The sequence below is a fragment of the Asticcacaulis sp. genome (genome assembly GCF_035497195.1).
Lineage (GTDB): Bacteria > Pseudomonadota > Alphaproteobacteria > Caulobacterales > Caulobacteraceae > Asticcacaulis.
In genome coordinates this window covers 151,615-171,449 of record NZ_DATJDZ010000009.1, presented here as the reverse complement: position 1 = coordinate 171,449, position 19,835 = coordinate 151,615, and the positions used below count along the sequence as shown (strand labels likewise).

General features: G+C 60.9%; 18 protein-coding genes and 1 other RNA gene. 17 read left to right on the top strand and 2 right to left on the bottom strand.

The window, feature by feature from the left end; all coding sequences use genetic code 11:
• Positions 1–50: 50 nt before the first annotated feature.
• The gene (locus tag VL130_RS02980; protein WP_325361000.1) at positions 51–962 is read right to left on the bottom strand and encodes a hypothetical protein; all 912 of its coding nucleotides are present in this window, start codon (positions 960–962) and stop codon (positions 51–53) included.
• 209 nt (positions 963–1,171) lie between these two features.
• Here VL130_RS02980 and VL130_RS02975 point away from each other — a divergent pair, with 209 nt between their 5' ends.
• The 15 genes from VL130_RS02975 (at position 1,172) to murD (ending at position 16,450) form a co-directional block, all read left to right on the top strand.
• Positions 1,172–1,852: a TerB family tellurite resistance protein gene (locus VL130_RS02975; protein ID WP_325360997.1), complete on the top strand. Its 681-nt coding sequence runs from the start codon at positions 1,172–1,174 to the stop codon at positions 1,850–1,852.
• A 175-nt stretch (positions 1,853–2,027) separates the two neighbouring features.
• Positions 2,028–2,342 carry a hypothetical protein gene (locus VL130_RS02970; RefSeq protein WP_325360995.1) on the top strand — a complete coding sequence of 105 codons (315 nt, stop codon included), beginning with the start codon at positions 2,028–2,030 and terminating at the stop codon, positions 2,340–2,342.
• Positions 2,343–2,437: 95 nt separating this feature from the next.
• Positions 2,438–3,187: an N-acetylmuramoyl-L-alanine amidase gene (locus VL130_RS02965; protein ID WP_325360993.1), complete on the top strand. Its 750-nt coding sequence runs from the start codon at positions 2,438–2,440 to the stop codon at positions 3,185–3,187.
• Complete coding sequence (locus tag VL130_RS02960; RefSeq protein ID WP_325360991.1) at positions 3,188–3,550, top strand: hypothetical protein; 363 nt, start codon at positions 3,188–3,190, stop codon at positions 3,548–3,550. It begins immediately after the preceding gene.
• A 17-nt stretch (positions 3,551–3,567) separates the two neighbouring features.
• Positions 3,568–3,953, top strand: an RNA gene (gene rnpB / locus VL130_RS02955) — RNase P RNA component class A.
• A gap of 164 nt (positions 3,954–4,117) precedes the next feature.
• A complete protein-coding gene (locus VL130_RS02950) occupies positions 4,118–5,311 on the top strand; it encodes a HAMP domain-containing sensor histidine kinase (RefSeq protein ID WP_325360989.1) in 1,194 nt (397 codons plus the stop codon).
• 318 nt (positions 5,312–5,629) lie between these two features.
• A complete protein-coding gene (locus VL130_RS02945) occupies positions 5,630–6,088 on the top strand; it encodes a division/cell wall cluster transcriptional repressor MraZ (RefSeq protein ID WP_325360987.1) in 459 nt (152 codons plus the stop codon).
• Positions 6,085–7,056 (top strand): 16S rRNA (cytosine(1402)-N(4))-methyltransferase RsmH, encoded by a 972-nt coding sequence (gene rsmH / locus VL130_RS02940; protein WP_325360984.1) that lies wholly within the window; start codon positions 6,085–6,087, stop codon positions 7,054–7,056. The genes VL130_RS02945 and rsmH overlap by 4 nt, the downstream gene beginning before the upstream one ends.
• Entirely contained in the window at positions 7,053–7,532 is a 480-nt protein-coding gene (gene ftsL / locus VL130_RS02935; protein ID WP_325360979.1) for a cell division protein FtsL, read from the top strand. Before rsmH ends, ftsL begins: the two co-directional genes overlap by 4 nt.
• Positions 7,532–9,286, top strand: a complete 1,755-nt coding sequence (locus VL130_RS02930) for a penicillin-binding protein 2 (RefSeq protein ID WP_325360977.1) — start codon at positions 7,532–7,534, stop codon at positions 9,284–9,286. The genes ftsL and VL130_RS02930 overlap by 1 nt, the downstream gene beginning before the upstream one ends.
• Entirely contained in the window at positions 9,286–10,740 is a 1,455-nt protein-coding gene (locus VL130_RS02925) for a UDP-N-acetylmuramoyl-L-alanyl-D-glutamate--2,6-diaminopimelate ligase (RefSeq protein ID WP_325360975.1), read from the top strand. The genes VL130_RS02930 and VL130_RS02925 overlap by 1 nt, the downstream gene beginning before the upstream one ends.
• Before the next feature lie 123 nt (positions 10,741–10,863).
• The gene (locus VL130_RS02920) at positions 10,864–12,279 is read left to right on the top strand and encodes a hypothetical protein (protein ID WP_325360973.1); all 1,416 of its coding nucleotides are present in this window, start codon (positions 10,864–10,866) and stop codon (positions 12,277–12,279) included.
• Positions 12,280–12,506: 227 nt separating this feature from the next.
• On the top strand, positions 12,507–13,910 hold the full coding sequence (locus VL130_RS02915; protein ID WP_325360971.1) for a UDP-N-acetylmuramoyl-tripeptide--D-alanyl-D-alanine ligase: 1,404 nt from the start codon (positions 12,507–12,509) through the stop codon (positions 13,908–13,910).
• Between the two features lie 9 nt (positions 13,911–13,919).
• The gene (gene mraY / locus VL130_RS02910; protein ID WP_325360968.1) at positions 13,920–15,032 is read left to right on the top strand and encodes a phospho-N-acetylmuramoyl-pentapeptide-transferase; all 1,113 of its coding nucleotides are present in this window, start codon (positions 13,920–13,922) and stop codon (positions 15,030–15,032) included.
• A 5-nt stretch (positions 15,033–15,037) separates the two neighbouring features.
• Positions 15,038–16,450, top strand: coding sequence for a UDP-N-acetylmuramoyl-L-alanine--D-glutamate ligase (gene murD, locus VL130_RS02905; RefSeq protein WP_325360966.1), 1,413 nt, complete (start codon positions 15,038–15,040; stop codon positions 16,448–16,450).
• On the opposite strand, the gene VL130_RS02900 is transcribed toward murD, so the two are convergent.
• A complete protein-coding gene (locus VL130_RS02900; protein ID WP_325360963.1) occupies positions 16,419–17,261 on the bottom strand; it encodes an ATP-dependent Clp protease proteolytic subunit in 843 nt (280 codons plus the stop codon). The two genes, murD and VL130_RS02900, sit on opposite strands and share 32 nt — an antisense overlap.
• A gap of 184 nt (positions 17,262–17,445) precedes the next feature.
• Here VL130_RS02900 and VL130_RS02895 point away from each other — a divergent pair, with 184 nt between their 5' ends.
• Entirely contained in the window at positions 17,446–18,603 is a 1,158-nt protein-coding gene (locus tag VL130_RS02895; RefSeq protein ID WP_325360960.1) for a putative peptidoglycan glycosyltransferase FtsW, read from the top strand.
• Between the two features lie 82 nt (positions 18,604–18,685).
• On the top strand, positions 18,686–19,834 hold the full coding sequence (gene murG, locus VL130_RS02890) for an undecaprenyldiphospho-muramoylpentapeptide beta-N-acetylglucosaminyltransferase (RefSeq protein WP_325360958.1): 1,149 nt from the start codon (positions 18,686–18,688) through the stop codon (positions 19,832–19,834).
• Position 19,835: the final 1 nt, after the last annotated feature.

Here is a 19,835-nt window from a genome sequence, read left to right as displayed (position 1 = left end):
ACTAAGTGTGGAGGCCGTCGATAGCAATGAAAAAAAACGGCGTTACGCTGTTAGTTAATCTTCTTTTTCGGAACGTTCGTCCAGCCCAGGCGATAGCCCAGCCCTTCCGACCAACTGCGTTTTTCAACATGGTTCGGGTCGGGCTGTTGCTGCGTCGCGTAGGTGGTTTCGACCTGCTCGTCACCGGTGTTGGCCGTTTGCGGCACGGAGGGCAGGGCACGCGAAGCGGTGGCGCGGCGGGCCAGGGTATTGGTGGCCAGCGGGCCGTCGCCATCGACCGGGGCGGTGGAAGCGGTCAGGACCGGCTTCGGCTTTTCTTCGTAATCGTGCGGACCACCGGAACTGAGCGCCAGGGCGATGGCGTCGAGTTCGTCTTCCGTCGCCATTTCAGCGAACAGGTTGGGATGACCCGACAGGCGGACAGCGGCGTGTTCGCAATCGCCCGGCAACTGCCAGTTGGCATAGGCGTAGGCGGCTTCCTTGGTCGGCGCCGTGCGGGTGGCGGCCCATTCATTGTAACCGTAGTCGCGGACTTCCTCGGCCTTTTTGTGCTGGGCTTCGTCCTTGCCCTTGCCGGAAAGGGTCAGGGCCGCTTCGTAAGCGCGCAGATAGGACAGGCCGATCGTCTGGATCTGGTCATCGACCGGCATAACGGAATCGACCAGTTCGGCCATTTCCATATTGCCTGACAGCACACCGTGGCACCACGCCACGCGCAGGAAATCATCTTTTGGGGCATCCTCCAGCGTCGGCGCGTGCAGGCTGCCGTCGGCGTTGCGGCCGGTAGCGGCGGGGCTGTTGTCCATCGCTGGTTCGGCGCCGGATTTCGCTACGGCTTTTTTCGCGGTGGTCTTGGCGGCTGCCGGCCGCTTTTTCGTGGTGGCGGCGTCAGCCGGAATCGCCGCCGAAAAAGCGAAGGCGCAGACGGACAAGGTAAGGACGGACGATCTCAACAGGCGCAAATTCGGCTCCGGAACTGACGAATGGGTTTGTTTGAACCCTGAGTGTATTGCGGCAAAAACGCACAGGTCTTGTGCCCCACAGCTTACTTATACAGCAAGTAAGGCATAAAATCGCCATCAGGTATGTTTTTTTGCGAGTCTTACAGAAACTTAAGCACACAGTCGGCCGTAATTAAGCTAAGGTCGATCTCCATAATCAGTGAGTAATGATGTCGTTCTGGAAAAACCTGGCTCAACTGGCGGTGCGCACCTTCGATGCCGCTGAGTGCACCGATTGTCCGAAAGGGCTGCCGGGCGCCGATCCGGCGTTCGCCACGGCGGTGACGGCGCTGGGCGCCAAGCTGGCTATGGCCGATGGTCTGGCGCACGAAGTCGAGCAAACCGCCTTCCTGCATGTTTTCCAGCCCGATGAAAGAGCCCGGCGCGACGTTATGCGCCTCTATGACCTGGCGCGCCAGACCAGCCTGGGCTTTGAATCCTACGCCCGCCGTCTCGCCAAGCGTTACAGCAGTTGCCCGCAAATCCTTGAGGATGTGCTGGAAGGACTGTTTCATATCGCGGTCTCCGATGGTCAGCTCAGCCATCAGGAAGAAACCTATCTGGAGACGGTGGCTGATCTGTTCGGCATCAAGGCCGCCGCCTATCGCCGGGTGCGCGCCGGCTATGTGCCGCTGGGCGAGGATGATCCCTATTATATCCTCGGCCTGAATCCCGATGCCTCGGATGACGATATCCGCGTGGCTAGGCGTTCCCGACTCAACGATTTCCACCCGGACCGCATCCGCGCGCGCGGCCTGCCGATCGATTTCGAAACCCTCTATACCCAGAAGACCGCCCTGATCAATTCGGCATATGACCAGATTGTGAAGGAGCGGACCTTACTCGCCTAACTGTTGAATTTTGTGAGATTTTCGGGCTGCCGCGCCACGAAATCGGTGCCTGAAGGCTTAAGAAAGTCTTAAAGTTTCGATTTTGCCCGTTCCAGAGGTTGACGTGTGACGTATTCATGCCAATCTTTCCCTGTAAGAGACGCGTATTGTCTCAGTGTTTAAAGGTTTTACCTTCATGACCATGCGTAATGCTTCCTTTGCCCGTTTCGCCCGCAGCTATAAGCCCTGGGGTGAAGTCCGTCGCAAGAACCTCATCGCCCGTGTGGTGACTGGTCTGGCGATGACCTTGGCGGGCCTCGCAGTTGTGGCCGGACTGGCTGTGCTGGCGCTGTTCGCCGCTTCGGTGGCCGTGGTTGGCGCGGCTGTGGTTGGTATCATGGGGTTAATGGCGCTCATCACGCGCAAGCCGTTGAAGGTGCGTATCCATGCCGATAACGGCAAGGGCGTCTATGAGGCGCGCAAGGACGGCTCTACTTGGACCGTTTACTAGGTTTGTGTTACGCCTGTTGAAATTCAGAACGCCGCTGTCATCCGACAGCGGCGTTTTTATTTGGCCACATGCGGGATTGCCGCTAAGAACAGCGGATGATCGAAACCCCATCCCCCAATTTCAATGAACGCAAGGGGCCACCCGATATGGTGGTCCTGCACTATACCGGCATGAAGAGCGGCGAGGCGGCGCTGGCGCGTATGTGCGATCCGGACGCGAAAGTTTCGGCGCATTACATGGTCGAAGAAGACGGGCGGATTTACCGGCTGGTGCCGGAGGAGCGCCGCGCCTGGCACGCCGGTGTCAGCTTCTGGAAGGGCGAGACCGATATTAACGGCTGCTCGATCGGTATCGAACTGGTGAACCCCGGTCATGAATTCGGCTACAGCGACTTTCCGCCGGCCCAGATCGATGGGGTGATCGGTTTGCTCGATGGCATCCGCGAACGCTGGGAAATCCCGGATCATCTCATACTCGGCCATTCCGATGTCGCGCCGGCGCGGAAAGAAGATCCGGGCGAACGCTTTCCCTGGGCGGAACTGGCAGCGCAGGGTCATGGCCTCTGGGTGACGCCCGACCTTCCGCCTGAAGGCGTCATGGGGCCGCCGCTCGGCCAGGGCGAAACCGGGTTGGGCGTCTTCTCGCTGCAATCGGCGCTCGGCAAACTGGGCTACAGCATTCTGGCCGGTGGTCCTTATGACGCCGAGACCGCCACCATCGTCACCGCCTTCCAGCGCCATTGGGTACCCGAACAGATCGGCACAGAGCTTGAGGGCCGCGCCGACGCAAAACTGCGTGTCACCCTGATGGCCCTGCTGCGCCATATCACCCTCATGGAGGTTTAGATGAATACGACCGGTCAACGCATCATCCTGACGATTGCCGCCCTGTGGGGACTGGCGGGTGTCGTCATGCTGGCTGCGGGATCGCATCCGCCGCAGACCGGCACCCTGGCGATCGGCGGACAGTTCCTGCTGTTCCATGCGGCGGCGGTGATCGGTATTTTATCGACGTCGCTGGTCTCCGGCTGGCGGCGCGCCCTGCCGATGGCCCTGATGCTGACCGGTAGCGGGATATTTGCCTTCGAGATCATTATCCACGCCACGACCGGCGTGATTCTGCCCGGATTGGCGCCGATTGGCGGCGGGATCACCATTCTTGGCTGGCTGGCGCTTATGATTGCCCCATTGATCGAACCGAGGAACTGAACTAGAAGGCCTGCGGGCCAGATGACCGGGTGATCGCGGGATGGGGGTAACTCCACCTGAGGAAAGTCCGGGCTCCACGGTAATAGGACGGCGGGTAACACCCGCCGGGGGTGACCCCAGAGATAGCGCCACAGAGAGCAGACCGCCCTGGCTTGCCAGGGTAAGGGTGAAAGGGTGCGGTAAGAGCGCACCGCGTTTCCGGTAACGGAGACGGCATGGCAAGCCTCGTCCGGAGCAAGACCAAATAGGAACGGCGCGCTGTCGGGCAACCGAAAGCAGGGCATTACCGCCCCAGACCGTTCGGGTAGGTTGCGTGAGCCGTCCAGCAATGGCCGGCCAAGAGGAATGATCGCCAAGGGGAGCAATCCCTGAACAAAACCCGGCTTACAGGTCATCTGGCCCATTTATCTTTACCAGTTGACAGGTGAAGTCATAAAAATCCTGTCAATGTTCGCGCGTTTCACGTATTCATAGATCAGGTTTCTGCACAGGGCAGTCTCCAGGCGATCTCCGCCTGACCAATGCAAATCTCCAAAATCGCCAGGGCCCATCAGGATGTCCCTGATTATGTCCGTTATCCGGAACTCAGAAGACATGCGTCTCGCCGAATTCATTCGCGTCAATACGGCCGCCATCATCGCCGAATGGGAAAATTTCGCCCGCACGTTTGTACCGGCTGGCGGGCACATGACGCCCCTGGCCCTGCGCAATCACATCCGGCAAATCCTGGCTTTTATCTCGGCGGATATCGAATCCGCTCAGACAGACGCCGAGCAGGTCACCAAGTCGCACGGTGAAAAGCCGCGGCTGTTCTATCCAAGCGCGGCGGAAACCCATGCTTCGCTGCGCCATGCCGGTGGTTTCAACATGGACCAGATGGTGTCGGAATATCGCGCCCTGCGCGCCAGCGTCACCAAGCTGTGGTGCGCCGACCTGCGTGAGGCCCGTTCGTCGGATGTCCAGGACATGATCCGCTTCAATGAAGCCATCGACCAGACGATGACCGAGTCGATCCACGACTATTCCGCCCGGCTCGAACTGTCGCGCAACCTGTTTCTCGGCATCCTCAGCCATGATTTGCGCAATCCTTTGAGCGCCATCAGCATGTCGGCGCAACTGGCCACCAAGGTGGGGCCGATGAATGAGCGTCAGACCATGCTTTTGTCGCAGATCGCCGACAGCACGGCGCGGGCCGGCGAGATCGTCACCAACCTGCTTGATCTGACGCGCGCCCGGCTGGGGTCCGGCCTGCCGATTGTCAGGGAAAACATGGATATGAGTTACGTCAGCAAGCTGCTGGTCGATGAGGCGCGCGTTTTGCACCCCAAGCGTGAATTCGTGCTTAATCTGTCAGGCAATCTGGAAGGTCTGTGGGACAGGGCGCGCATCGGGCAAGTGTTTTCCAACCTGATCGGCAATGCCGTCCAGTACGGCTTCACCGATGCGCCGATCACCGTTACGGTCGAGGGGCAGCCGGACAAGGTGATCCTGTGCGTTCATAACGAAGGCGTGCCGATCGCGCCGGATGCCCTGGGCAATATCTTCAATTCCCTGACGCGGGGAGAACCGCATCCGGATGACGAAAGCGGCCACGGCGCGCTGTCGGTCAATCTCGGCCTTGGCCTGTATATTTCCAAGGAAATCGTCACGGCGCACGGCGGCGCCATCAGCGTCACCTCAACGGAAAAAGACGGCACGGCCTTCTGCGCGCACTTTAACCGCAAGGCTCTTCATGGCGCTTTCGAGACCGCGCCGGCTTAAGTCTTCGTTAAACATAACCGCCTACAACTTACGGTATTGCAAATGCGACCGGTCAGCCTATGGGCATGGCCGGTCGCATTTATGATTCCAGTATCCCGGTAGCGTACAGGCGTAAGTATAAATGTTTCTCGTTTGTTCTATACTTATCCACTATTGGGCATATTTATGCTCAGAATCTCTGTTTGGTGTCATTCAGAGTCATTGCATCCCATTTAATCCCATGTTAACCCTATATGTGTCCCGAAGCGATGTGGCCGGGAGGGCTGGCCACGGGTTTTGGCGGACAGGGAGCAGGCCCAAATGGCCTGGTGCGGGTGCGTGTTCCTCTCGACCCACGAGAAACAACTGGATTCCAAACGGCGCCTTCTGGTCCCGCAGGATTTCCGCGCCGCTGCTCTGGCGCCTTATGAAGGTGTCGAACCCTTTGAAGGCCTTTATTGTTTTGCCGCGATCAACGCCGCATGTCTCGAATGCGGCGGGGCCGCTTTCTTTGCCATGTACCGCGACGTGATCAACGAATACCCCCCGATGTCCCCGACCCGCACCGCCATGCAGCGTCGTTTTTATGCCTCGATGCACAGGCTCGGTTTTGACACCGCCGGCCGTATCACCCTGCCGGAAAAGCTGTGCGAGCAGTTTGGTCTGACGGGCGACGTGGTGATCGCCGGCCTGGGCGAGAGCTTTCAGATCTGGGCGCCGCAAGCCTATGCCGACTATGCCGCCGAACAGGACAAGCTGGTTGAGGCCGCCTTCGCCAAACGTGAGGTCCTGATATGACCGAGCAGGCGCACATTTCCGTCCTTTTGCCCGAAGTGCTGGCCGCGCTCGGTGATGTCTCCGGCAAGCTGGTGGTGGATGGTACTTTCGGCGCCGGCGGTTATTCGCGCGCTATCCTGCAAGGTGGGGCGCACGTCATCGCCTTTGACCGCGACGCCCGCGTCAAGCCCTATGTCGATGCCCTCAAGGCTGATTATCCCGATCGTTTCCAATGGGTGAACCGCTGCTTTTCCGAAATGAAGGAAGGCCTGGCCGAGTTGGGCCACGAGTCGTGCGACGCCATCGTGCTCGATATTGGCGTGTCGTCGATGCAGCTCGATGAGGCCGATCGCGGTTTCTCCTTCATGCGCGATGGCCCGCTCGATATGCGCATGAGCGTCGGTGGCCGCAGCGCCGCCGATATCGTCAATGAGGACGACAAGGACGAGATCGCTCACATCATCTGGCTCTATGGCGAGGAACACAAGTCGCGCGGTATCGCCGCCGCCATTGTCAAGCGCCGCGAGGCGCAGAAATTCGAGCGCACGCTGGACCTGGCTGAGGTGGTCGAACGCGCCCTGGGCGGCCGTCGCGGCGCGCCGGTTCATCCGGCGACACGGACGTTTCAGGCCCTGCGCATCGCCGTCAACGACGAACTGGGCGAACTGGAGCGCGCGCTCGAAGTCGCGGAAACCCTGCTTAAGCCTGAGGGCGTTCTGGCGGTGGTGACCTTTCATTCGCTGGAAGACCGCATCGTCAAGAATTTCTTCAATGAGCGCGCCGGCAAGCTGCCGTCGGGTTCCCGATATGCGCCGCATAAGGTTGAGGTGCGCCAGTCCGTCTATACCCTGGTCACGCCGAAAGCCGTGCAGGCGTCGGATGCTGAAACCGCCGTCAATCCGCGCGCGCGTTCGGCCAAGCTGCGCGCCGTCCGCCGCACCTCAGCCCCCCTTGTCCCGATGTCTCTCCGTGGGAAGGTCAGATCATGAACGGTTTGATGCGCCTGTTTGAGCAACGTGTCCGTGGTATCCGCCTGATCGAACTGGTCGGCGGGATTTTGATGTTCGGCCTGATTTTCTGGGTGTGCATCAGCAAGGCGCGCGAGGGCGAGGATGTCCGCCGCATGAACGAACTTGACCGTCAGATCGCCGTCGAGCAGGAAGCGGTCAACAGTCTCAAGATCAAGGTGGCGCAGTTGGAGCGTCCCGGCCGGCTGGAGCAACTGGCGGTCGAATATCTCGGCATGAAGCCGACCGATCCCAATCATGAGGCCCGTCTGGAATCTCTGGGCGAAATCTCTCGCACCACCTCGCAGGCGGTGTCACCGGCGTCGACCATAGCGCCGCCGCCAGCCAGGCCCGCACCGGTATCTGCCCCGGCGGATGACCTGATCACCGTAGCGCCGGCCCGCAAGGCGCCCGAAGTCGCATCTCAATCCACCACCACTCGCGCGGGAGGGCGCTGATGGGTATCTCGATCATCGATTCCACTCAGTCCGGCTTTCAATGGGTGGCCGATCGCGTCTGGAAGGTCGAGCACGCGTTCGAGCGCGCCAATGCCTCCGGCGTCAAGGCGTCGAGCACGCGGATGCGTATCTTCTGCATCCTGGTCGGGATGACCGTCGCCTATGTTTCCCTGGCCGGTTTCGCCGCGCGTGGTTCCCTTCAGGGGCGCGGCCAGATCGCCGCCCTGACCGGCGAACCGAATGCGCGGGCGCAGTTGCAGGATCGTAACGGTCAGTTGCTCGCCGTCGATGTCAATGATTACAGCCTGTTCGTCGATCCGAATGACATGACCGGCGATGACCGCGCCATGGTGCGCCGCGCCCTGCTGCAAATCTTCCCTGATCTGCCGCGCGAACAGATTGACAAGCCATTCAAAGGTGACCGGCGCCTGCTGCTGACCAATAACCTGAAAGCCGCCAAGCGCGATGAAATTCTCAACTACGGCCTGCCGGGCATCAGTTTTGAAGCGGCGCGGGTTCGTGACTATCCACTGGCCAATACCGGTTCGGCCTATATCGGCATGACGCAACGCGGTGGCGAAGGCCTGTCCGGCGCCGAAAAGGCGTTGCAGGACCAGATCGCAGGCAATGCGGCGACGGACCAGCCGGTGACCCTGGCTATGGACCTGCGTATCCAGGGGACAATGGAGAACGAACTGCGCGCCATGGCCATCGCCCAGAAGGCGCAGAGTGCGATCGGTATCGTCACCAATGTGCGCACCGGCGAAGTGCTGGCCCTGGCAAGTTGGCCCGATTTCGATCTCAACCGTCCCGGCCAGTTCAGCGACGCCGACAAGCGCAACCACGCGGCTGTTGATCGTTACGAACTGGGATCGATCTTCAAGGTCATCTCGATCTCGGTCGGCCTCGATACCGGCACGACGTCGCTCAGCGCGGTCTATGACGGCCGCCAGCCGTTGAAAATCGGCAACCGTTTCGTCCACGACGAACACGCGTCGAGCGAACTGCTGAGCCTGACCGACGTCTTCATCAAGTCGTCCAATATCGGCACCTCGCGCATCGCGCTCGATGTCGGGGCCACGGCCATGACGCGCTATTATGAGGCGCTCGGCCTGTTCCGCTCGGCGGATATCGAACTGACCGAGCCGGCGTCTCCGCTTCTGCCTGGGCGCTGGTCGGATGGGTCTCTGGCCAATTCGGCCTTCGGGCAGGGCATGGCGATCACGCCGCTCAGCTTTATCGAGGCCGCCAACGCCACGCTCAACGGTGGTTATCTGCGCCCGCTGACGATCAAAAAATATGACGGCCATTCGCCATTGCCAGGGACGCAGGTCTTCTCGGCCGCCACCTCGCGCACCATGCTGGAACTGATGCGCCAGAACGTGCTCAAGGGCACCGGCACCCGCGCCAATGCCCCCGGCCTGCGCGTCGGCGGCAAGACCGGCACGGCGCAAAAGCCTGGCAATGGCCACTATACCAGGGAAAACATTTCGTCCTTCCTCGCCGTCTTCCCGATCGACGGACCTGTGGATGGCGACAGATATAGTGTGTTGGTCACCTTCGACTCGCCGCAAGGTGCGCCGGAAAGCAATGGTTCACGCATGGGCGGCCCTGTGGCAGCGCCGGTGGCGGGCCATGTGATCGAACGCATCGCGCCCTTTGTTGGCGTGGCGCGCAAGGAAGACAAGTTTACCGGACCGGGATGGGACAAGGCGCCTGTCGCCGCCGAAGACGTTACCGGAGAAGAGCACTAATGACCGCCTTACGCCTGTCAGACCTTCTGAGGCGCGATCTGGATCACGATCCGGTCGTGACAGGCGTGACCGCCGACAGCCGCAAGGTGGGCGAAGGCGTGCTGTTCTGCGCCTTGCCGGGCAATGCCGTCGATGGCCGTCAGTTCATTCCGCAGGCGATCAAACAGGGCGCCGCCGCTATTCTGGCGCCCGATGGCACCAGTGCCGAAGGTTCGGTGGTGGTCAATGTGTCGGATGTGCGCCGGGCCTATGCCCTGGCTGCCAAGGCGTTTTACGGGGCGCAGCCGAAGACCTGTGTTGCTATCACCGGCACCAATGGCAAGACCTCGGTCGCTACTTTCTGCCGGCAGATTTTCGCCAGTCTGGGCCACAAATCGGCCAGCATGGGGACGCTCGGCGTCGTTACGCAGGCGCCTGACGGCGCGGAACACGCCATTACCGGGCCGGGCCTGACCACGCCCGATGCCGCTGATCTGGCCCGCCATCTGGCCGATCTGGCGCAGGGCGGCGTGACTCATCTGGCGCTTGAGGCCTCTTCGCATGGCATCGACCAGCGCCGCCTGGACGGCGTGTCGCTGTCGGCGGCCGGTTTTACCAACCTGACGCAGGATCACCTCGACTATCACAGCACAATGGATGCCTACCGGACGGCCAAGCTGCGCCTGTTCGAGCAGCTTTTGCCACGCGGCAAAACAGCCGTATTGAATGCCGATTCCGACGCCTATAATGCGTTTGCCGCCATGTCGATCATGTCGGGCCTCAATGTCATGAGCGTCGGCGAGCGCTCGTCGCACCTGTGCCTGGCCGGCCGCGACCTGACCGTCGATGGCCAGATTCTCTATCTCGAATATCTCGGCCAGAAGTTTGAAACCAAGCTGCCGCTGGCCGGCCTGTTCCAGGCGTCGAACGCCCTGGTCGCCGCCGGTCTGGCCATTGCCGCCGGTGAGGACGCCGGTGCAGTGATCCATGCCCTGTCATCGCTCGCGGGCGCGCGCGGGCGGCTGGAACGCGCCGGTACGAAGGCCAATGGCGCCGAGGTTTATGTCGATTACGCCCACACGCCGGACGGTCTGGAAACCGTGCTGCACGCCCTGCGGCCGCACACCAAGTGTAAGCTGGTCTGTGTCTTTGGCTGCGGCGGTGACCGCGATCGCGGCAAGCGCCCGAAGATGGGGGCTATTGCGCAGAAACTGGCCGACCGCGCCATTGTCACCGACGATAATCCGCGTTCGGAAGAGCCGGCGGCTATCCGCGCTGAGGTGCTGGCCGGCATGGGCAAGAGCGCCGTTGAGATCGGGGATCGCAGGGCGGCGATCTTTGAAGCCGTGGCGGGGCTGAAAACCGGCGATGTGCTGGTGGTGGCCGGCAAGGGCCATGAGCAGGGGCAGATTGTCGGCGGCACCGTCCTGCCGTTTGATGATGTCAGTGTGGTGCGTGAGGCCCTGAACGCCTGATCCTATTCAGCGCCGGTTCATTGTCCGGCGCGCATCCTGAATATACTAACATGGTTATTCCAACGCTTGATGCGGAGGGAAACTGGCGGTATCAAGGGATGGGACGATTCAGGGGCAGGGGCGATGAAAACACTAAAATGGCTGGCAGGCCTGACGCTGGCAGGCGCTTTAATTCCGTTGGCGGGGCAGGCGCAAACTTCGCAACCGGTGCTGGTGCATGAAGCCCAATTCGGCACGGTGCATGAAGTGCTGGGCGCCGAACTGGCGATTGCCGCGCCGCGTGCCGGCTGCCCGGTGAAGTTCCAGCCCATCGAAGGCGGTCCCTGTTTCGACAAGGTGAAACTGAAACCGGCTTCGGTGGGCGCGACCCGCGTATTGAGCCTCATCAGGCCGGCGCAGGGCGATTGGGTCTCCGGCGTCTATGGTCGTGACTTCCGGCTGTACGATCTCTTCCCGACCGCCGAAGGGTTTCAGGCACGCGAACTGCCGTTTGAAACCTCGGATGTCGCCGTGCCGCGTGATTGCTATGCGCTGAACGGCGAAAACGTCGGTTATTCCATCGAACACAGGGCCACGGGCGATGTGGCGCTTGAGCACCAGACGGTGGTGTGCGGTGGCGGCCCGCGTGATCCGGACGGCCCCTATACGCCCGAAGGGCCGCCGCTGACGCCTGGCGTTCAGGGTGTCTGGCACAATACTGAGATGGTGCGCGCCGAGGGGACAATGCGTTATCTGGCGACGATCGGCAGTTGTGATCCGCAGTATAGTGTAAAGTCCACCTGGTGCGCCGAGCCGGCGGTCAGGTATCTGCAAGGCCATAGCGATGAAAAGGAACTGGACCTGATCGCCGCCAAGCGCGCGGTTCAGGCCGGCGATGTGCTGCAAAAGGCCGATACCGATCAGTGGGTGCTGAAACGCAAGGGCAGCAGCAAGTTCAAGGTAGACAGCCGGTGGATCGACAAGTCGTTCATGGCGGCTGTGGATGGCTGTGCGCCGGTCGAGGCCATCGGCTGGTGGGTGACCGGTCGGCCGGATGGCTTGTATGTCACTGAAAAGGCGTTGAACCGCTGCGGAGCGCCTCTGGCGCCGGTGCCGACCGAAATATGGGAAGCCTATGGCGACGATTATTTCATCGTTGATTGTGGGCGCGACTGGCGCAGGGGGCGTTCGCGCGGCAAGGATGCACAAGGAAAACAACAGGACGATGAGGCGGCCGAATGTTTTAATAGCGCCGGTGATTACCTACGCCGTATCGGCCGCAATAATGTCATTGTGGTGGTGCTGAACGAACGCGCCCGCGTCGATGATCATCTCTACTCCGGCAGCTATATCAGCTATGATGTCGCCGAGGTGACGCTGAACAAGGACAGGAGCCTGTCCGCCCGCCGGATCGACTCGTTCGATCCCTCCGGTGTTTACATGAACAATTGTACGCAGCTAAACGACGGTCCCCCGGAATCGAAGGGCTTCGTCATTGTCCGTTCCATGGGCGTTTCATGGGCGAGGGTGTACCGCTGGATGTCCTGTCCCGTTTATTGACGTCAGAATTCGTCCCGGTGGTCTGCAAACGGCCGTCTTTCTCCGCTTCGCTGCTCACGTACTTAAGTACGCTCCGCGGCGATGCTCGAAAGCCAATCGTTTTCGCCTCACCGGATACGATTCTGTCCGCCAATAAAGACGCGCTGTTTGTACCGTTAATACACTCGTGCTTGCCTAAATCCCTGAGTCGGGTTCAATGGCGTTTTCCTTTGCTGCGCGTGTGAGACATGGCCGATACCCCTCTCTGGACCTTCAATGAACTGGCCAAGGCCACCGGCGGCACCCTGACCGGTATAGGCGAGGGGGCGTCGCGCGCTGCTACCGGCGTCAATTTCGACAGCCGGGCGCTCCAGCCGGGCGATGTTTTCCTGGCGCTGAAAGGCGTGCGCGACGGCCATGATTTCGTACCGCAGGCGTTTGCGTCCGGAGCCGCCATCGCCGTGTCGCGTCGGCCGATCGAAGGCGGACCCTGCCTGCTGGTGCCGGATGTGCAAAAGGCGCTGGAAGACATGGCCGTGTTTGCCCGTGATCGCGCCACCCATGCCAAACGTGGGGCGGTGACCGGCAGCGTCGGCAAGACCAGCGTGACGCAGATGGTCATGCAGGGGCTGACCCAGGCCGGTCGCGCCCATTCCGCCATCAAGAGCTTCAACAACCATATCGGCGTGCCCCTGACCCTGGCCCGGATGCCGGCCGATACCGAGCGCGCCGTCTTCGAGATCGGCATGAACCACGCCGACGAGATCGCGCCTTTGTCGGAATTCGTCGCGCCCCATGCGGTGATCGTCACCACGGTCGGCGGGGCGCACACCGAAAACTTCCCCGATGGTGATGCCGGCGTGGCCCGCGCCAAGGCGGAGATTTTCGATGGTCTGCTGCCGGGCGGTCTGGCGATCCTCAATGCCGATAATCCGTGGTTCGATTTCCTCAGTCAGCAGGCGCGCGCCGCCGGGGGCCTGATCGCCGCTTTCGGTGAGCATAACGGCGTCGATGTGCAACTGATCGAGCACCGCATCAATGGCGACCGCGCCTCGGTGGCGGCGCGCTTTCATGGGCGCGACATCATCTTCAGCCTGGCCCATACCGGCAAGCATCAGGCGGTCAATGCGCTGGCGACCTTGCTGATGCTGGAGGCGCTCGATGTCGATCTCGATACTTCCTTGCTGGCGCTGGAAAGTTTCGCCGCGCTCGATGGCCGGGGCAAGGTGACGCGCAAAGCCTTCAAAGGCGGCGAGATCACCCTGATCGACGAGAGCTACAACGCCAATCCGGTATCGATGATCGCCACGGTGGAATCGCTCGGCATGCGGCCCAAACCGGCGGACTCACGAAAAATTGTCGTCCTGACCGACATGCTCGAACTGGGGACCGAAGAGGCGACGCTCCATGCCTCATTGGCGCCGGTGATCGAGGCGCAGGATATCGACAGCGTTTATCTGGCGGGGCCTTTGATGCGTAACCTGTGGAATGCCTTACCGCAGGCCTTGCGTGGCGGCTATGCCGAAACCGCCGCCGAATTGACGCCGGCCCTGATTGAGGGCTTGCAAGGGGGGGATGTGATTATGGTAAAGGGATCAAACGGTTCGAAAGCCGGACTGATCGCCAAGACCCTTCTGGCTCTCGAAGAATAAAGGCCCTTCATGTTTTATCTGCTGTACGAGCACGTCACCAGCCTGCATCAGCACTGGCCGCTGATCAATCTGATGAAATATCAGACCGTGCGCATCTTCCTGGCCATGATCACAGCCATGATCGTCGCCGTGGCCATGGGGTCGCGCTTCATCCGCTGGATGCGCGCCAGGCAGGGCAAGGGGCAGCCGATCCGTGAGGATGGTCCTTCCACCCACCTGCTGACAAAAAAAGGCACGCCGACCATGGGAGGGCTGATGATCCTGGCCGGGATCGCGGTCGGCACCGTCCTGTGGGTCGATCCGCATTCGGCCTCGGCCTGGGTTGTGTTCGGCGTTACCATGGCCTATGGCCTGCTCGGCTTCATCGACGACTACGCCAAGGTGACCAAGCAGACATCGGCGGGCCTGACCTCGATCCAGAAGCTGGTGGCGCAGATCGCCATCGCCGTCGCCGCCGTGCTGGTGCTGATGTACTATTCGCCGCAACCGGCCGATGCGCCGCACCTGGCGACCTCGCTGGTCATTCCGGTTTTCAAGAACTTCATCTTTAATCTTGGTTATTTTTACGTTGTCTTCGGCGCGGTGGTGATTGTCGGTGCATCGAACGCCGTCAACCTGACCGATGGTTTGGATGGTCTCGCTATCGTGCCGGTGATGATCGCGGCGGGCGCCTTCACCCTGATCGCCTATCTCGTCGGTAACGCCAAGTTCGCCAACTACCTGATCATCCATTTCGTGCCGGGCGCCGGTGAAGTGGCTGTGCTGCTGGCCGCCATCATCGGCGGCGGCATGGGCTTTCTGTGGTATAACGCGCCGCCGGCCAAGATATTCATGGGCGACACGGGTTCACTGGCGCTCGGCGGTGGCCTTGGCGCCGTGGCCGTGGCGCTCAAGCACGAGATCGTGCTGGCCATCATTGGCGGCCTGTTCGTCGTGGAGGCCCTGTCGGTGATGATCCAGGTCGGCTATTTCAAGCTGACGAAGAAGCGCGTATTTCTGATGGCGCCGATTCATCACCATTTCGAAAAGCTCGGCTGGGCGGAATCGACCGTCGTGATCCGCTTCTGGATCGTGGCGGCCATGCTGGCCATGGTTGGCCTGGCGACACTGAAACTAAGGTAAGCGTTATGATTCCGGTAAAAGGCTTTGAAGGCAAGCGGGTCGCCATCTTCGGACTGGGCCGTTCGGGCCTGTCGGCGGCGCGGGCGCTCAAGGCCGGCGGGGCGGAGCCGATCCTGTGGGACGACAAACCGTCGAACCTGCTGCCGGCAACGAAAGAAGGCTTCACGGTCGAGAACCTGAAAAACGCCGACTGGTCGGATTTCGCCGCGCTCGTCCTGTCGCCAGGCGTGCCGCTGACGCACCCGGCGCCGCACTGGACCGTCGGCCTCGCCAATGCAGCGAATGTACCGGTCATGGGGGATATTGAGCTGTTCGCCCGGACGCTCGCCTGTCTGCCGGCGCACAAGCGGCCGCGCACCGTGGCGATCACCGGCACCAATGGTAAGTCGACCACCACGGCCCTGATCGGTCATATCCTGAAAGCAGCCGGCAAGGACGTTCATGTCGGCGGCAATATCGGCATCGGTATCCTCGACCTGCCGGATATGCACGGCGGGGCGATCTACGTTATCGAAACCTCGTCCTATCAACTCGACCTGACCTTAAGTTTCTCTCCGGATGTTTCCGTGTTGATGAACATCACGCCCGACCATCTTGACCGACACGGCGGCATGGAAGGCTATATCAAGGCCAAGCGCCGCATCTTTATGGCGCAAAGCTCCAAGCAGACGGCGGTGATCGGCGCGGATGACGACTATACCGCCGCCATCATCAGCGACATGCGCGTCCATTCGCCGGTCAAGCTGATCTCGATTTCGGCCCGCCGCACACTTGGTCATGGCGTCTATGCGCTCAATGGCGTGCTCTATGATGGCACCTCGGTGCGCGCCCGCCAGGTGATTGACCTCAAGGCCGTACGGACCCTGACCGGCCGCCACAACTGGCAGAACGCCGCCGCCGCCTATTCGGCGTGCAAGGCGCTGGGGCTGGAGATGGACGAGATTGTCGCCGGTATGCGCACCTTCCCCGGCCTGGCGCACCGGATGCAGGAAATCGGCCGCATCGGCCATGTGCGCTTCATCAACGATTCCAAAGCGACCAATGCCGACGCGGCGCGTCAGGCCATGTCGTCGTTCGATAAGTTCTACTGGATCGCCGGCGGGGTGCCCAAGGCCGGCGGCATCGATGACCTGCGCGATCTGTTCGGCCGGGTGAAGCACGCCTATCTGATCGGCGATGCGGCCGAGCTGTTCGAGGTGACCATTGGCAAGGCCGCGCCCTGCACGCAGTCGCGCCTGCTGTTCACCGCCGTGGCCCAGGCCTATGCCGAGGCGGAAAAATCGGGCCGCGAAGAGATTGTGCTGTTCTCGCCGGCCTGTGCCTCGTTCGATCAATTCAGGGATTTCGAGGCGCGTGGTGACGCCTTCCGCGATGCGGTGTCCGAAATCAAGATCGGCGTGACCGGCGAAAAGGTCTAGTCGCGCCACAGGCAGGCGGTGATTTTTTTCCTAGCCGATGCCGCAGGTCGTCCAATTCGGTCTGACTGCGCGGCGTCTCATATGCGTCGAAAGTCAGGCCAAAGCGCGCCAGTACTACCGGTGGATATTCAACGACAACGCTATCCAGTGGGCAATGACTGCCGGCCTCTGCCGGGGCCATATAATTGATCAGGTCCATCCAGCGGAACAGGGTGGAGCTTATGCCGGCTTTTGTGAGGAAGGCTTCCTGACGGTTGATCGTGGTGAGCGTATCTTCGTAAGTATTGAACATGATTTGCGGATCCTGCGCGGCAAATGCGCGTAACTGCGGCAAGGCCTGCTCGAGTTGCTCCAATGTGGCGCCGCCGTGATAAAGGAGCAGAGTGTCGGGGCGGACCACTCTGCGGTGACCGGCCGTGATCAGGAAATTGGCGCAGCTTGACGCGCAAAAGGTGTCGGCCACCACGGTTGCGGGATGGTCCAGCAAGGCTTCGCCGATAGCCAATGCCGCCTTGACCTCTCCGCCACCGGAGCGAACCACCATTACAAGCGGCTCTGTTTTGCCAAAGCTGTTCAATTGGTCAAGGACGGGCTTGTCGTCGCCCGTCTCGATATGTCCGTTCAGGCACAGGCCGCCGTCGACACGCTTCAGGCTGAGCTGGGCATTGGTATCCAGCGGTTTCATCCAGTCGAGACAGGTTTGCGTTACGGCCGCTTCCAGGGCGGGAGAGGCGAGTGGCTCCGCCTGAGCGCTCGCCGTGCTGCCCATCGCCATAACATGCACAACGCCAATAATAAGCCAGACCCGCATGAACATGCCCCCCACGTTTGTGTCTTTCGCGGAAGGATGAGGGCAAAGATGACGAAAAACAAGAGTCCGATGTCCGACTGCTTAAGATTTCCTTACGAATCTTCCCTGCGCTTAAGCCAATGTTAACTACGATTTGGTGAATCCTGTAAGCCAGTTCCCCAGTCAGACCGCTCAAGGTTCGTTCATGGCTCACGCTTACGCCCATCCGTTTACGCGCACCGACCGTTCACCCACCGCCATCTGGTGGTGGACGCTGGATCGCGTCACCCTGACGCTCGCGCTGATCCTGCTGGTGCTCGGCTTCTTCTTTTCATTCTCCTCGTCGCCGGTGGCGTCGCCACATGTCAGCCATTACGACACCTTCTATTACACCAAGCGCCACTTTGTTTTCGCCCTGATGACGGCGGTAGTGATGATCATGGTCTCCATGCTGTCGCTGAAAGGGATCAAGCGCGTCAGCGTATTGGTCTATGGCGGCGCTATCTCGATCATGGCCATGCTGCCGCTGATCGGCCATGCCGCCAAGGGCGGCCGGCGCTGGCTGGAACTGGGGCCGGTCGCGCTCCAGCCGTCGGAATTCCTCAAGCCGGCTCTGATCGTGCTGATCGCCTGGATGTTCTGCGAAGGTCAGAAAGGCAAGGGCGTGCCGGGCGTGACTGTCGCCTTTTTCCTCTATGCCTTCGCCATCGGACTGCTGCTGATCCAGCCGGATGTCGGGCAATCCATCCTGATCACCATCGCCTTCGGCGCCTGTTTCTTCATTTCGGGCGTGCCGTTCCGCTGGATTATCGGGATGCTCGGCACGGCAGGGGCGGGCCTGGTCGGTCTGTTTTTCATTCAGCCGCACTTTCGCAACCGCATCATGGGCTTTATCTCACCGGACGCTGATTCCGGCTTCCAGGTCGCCAGGGCAAAAGCCGCCATCGCCAATGGCGGACTGTTCGGCGTGGGGATCAACGAAGGCACAATGAAGCGGTTGATCCCTGATCTGCATACCGATTTCATCTATTCGGTGGTGGCTGAAGAATACGGCCTTTGGCTGATCCTGATCCTTATCGGCATCTTCGCCTTCATCATCATCCGGGGGCTGCTCAAGGCGATGGCGATGCAGGACCCTTTCCGCCAGATCGCCACCTCCGGCCTTTACATCATGTTGGGTGTGCAGGTGCTGATCAATGTATCGGTTAATCTCGGCCTGATTCCCCCCAAGGGCATGACCCTGCCGTTTATTTCCTACGGCGGTTCGTCGATGCTGGCCATGGGCCTGACCCTGGGGTTCATTCTGGCGCTGACGCGCCGCAGGCAGGAAGAAATTCCGCAGGACGACCCGACAAAATGGTAAATAAAGGATAGAAACGGTTTAGTTTTTTATGCGGAACCCGCTATGGTAACCACAGATTTGAGTACGCCTGTTCGGGGACTAAATGGCCACCGCTAAAAAAGCCAAGCCGAGACGCAAAGCGTCTTCCTTTTCTGATAAGCCTTTGGCCATCGTGACGGCAGGGGGGACCGGTGGGCACATGTTTCCCGCCGAAGCGCTGGCCCGTGAGTTGAATGATCGCGGCTGGGACGTGGTGCTGGCATCCGATAAGCGCGGTGCGGCCTTTGCCGCCAATTTCCCCGCCATTGAACGCCTGTCGCTGGACGCGGCCACCTTCAAAAAAAGCGATCCGGTCGGCATGGTGCGGGCGGCGATCAAGATCGGCCTTGGCATCATGCAGGCCCGCAAGGCTTTCAAGCGACTGAAGCCGTGGGCAGTCATCGGTTTTGGCGGCTATCCCTCTTATCCGGCCCTGATGGCGGCCCTTGGTCGCCGTGACATCACGATTATTCACGAGCAGAATTCGGTGCTGGGCCGCTCCAATCGCCAACTGGTCAAACAGGTCGATGCCGTGGCCTGCGCTTTTCCGGTTTTGCGCATGGCGCCGGTGGAAATGGAAGGGCGGGTGCAGGTGGTCGGCAATCCGGTCAGGCCGGATATTCGGGCGCTATATGATGAACCCTATCCCGCCATCGATCCGACGATCCGCATTCTGGTGACCGGCGGGTCGCAGGGGGCGAAGATCCTCTCCGAAACCGTGCCGCAGGCCCTGGCCCTCTTGCCAGTCAGCCTGCGCATCAATCTGCATGTCGAGCAGCAAACCCGCGCCGATCAACTGGATGTGGCGGCGAAGATCTACAAGGATGCCGAGATCGGCGCCGAGGTCGCGCCGTTCTTTACCGATATGGCCGCGCGTCTGGGGCGCGCGCATATCGTTATCGGCCGGGCTGGGGCCTCGACGGTCTGTGAACTGGCCGTGGCCGGCAAACCGTCCATCCTGATTCCGCTCAAGATCGCGGCCGACGACCACCAGACCTATAATGCCGAGGTGCTGAAAGCTGCCAAGGCTGCAATTGTCATCAAGGAAGACGATGTAACGGCGGAAAAGCTGTGCAGTGAAATCCGCGCCCTGATCGAAGGGGTGGCGCTTCTGCCGATGCGCGCCCGTGCGGCGAAATCGGTGGCGCGCCCCGATGCCGCCAGATTGCTGGCCGATCTTGTCGAACGCACCGTCAAACGCATCAAGGAGTAGG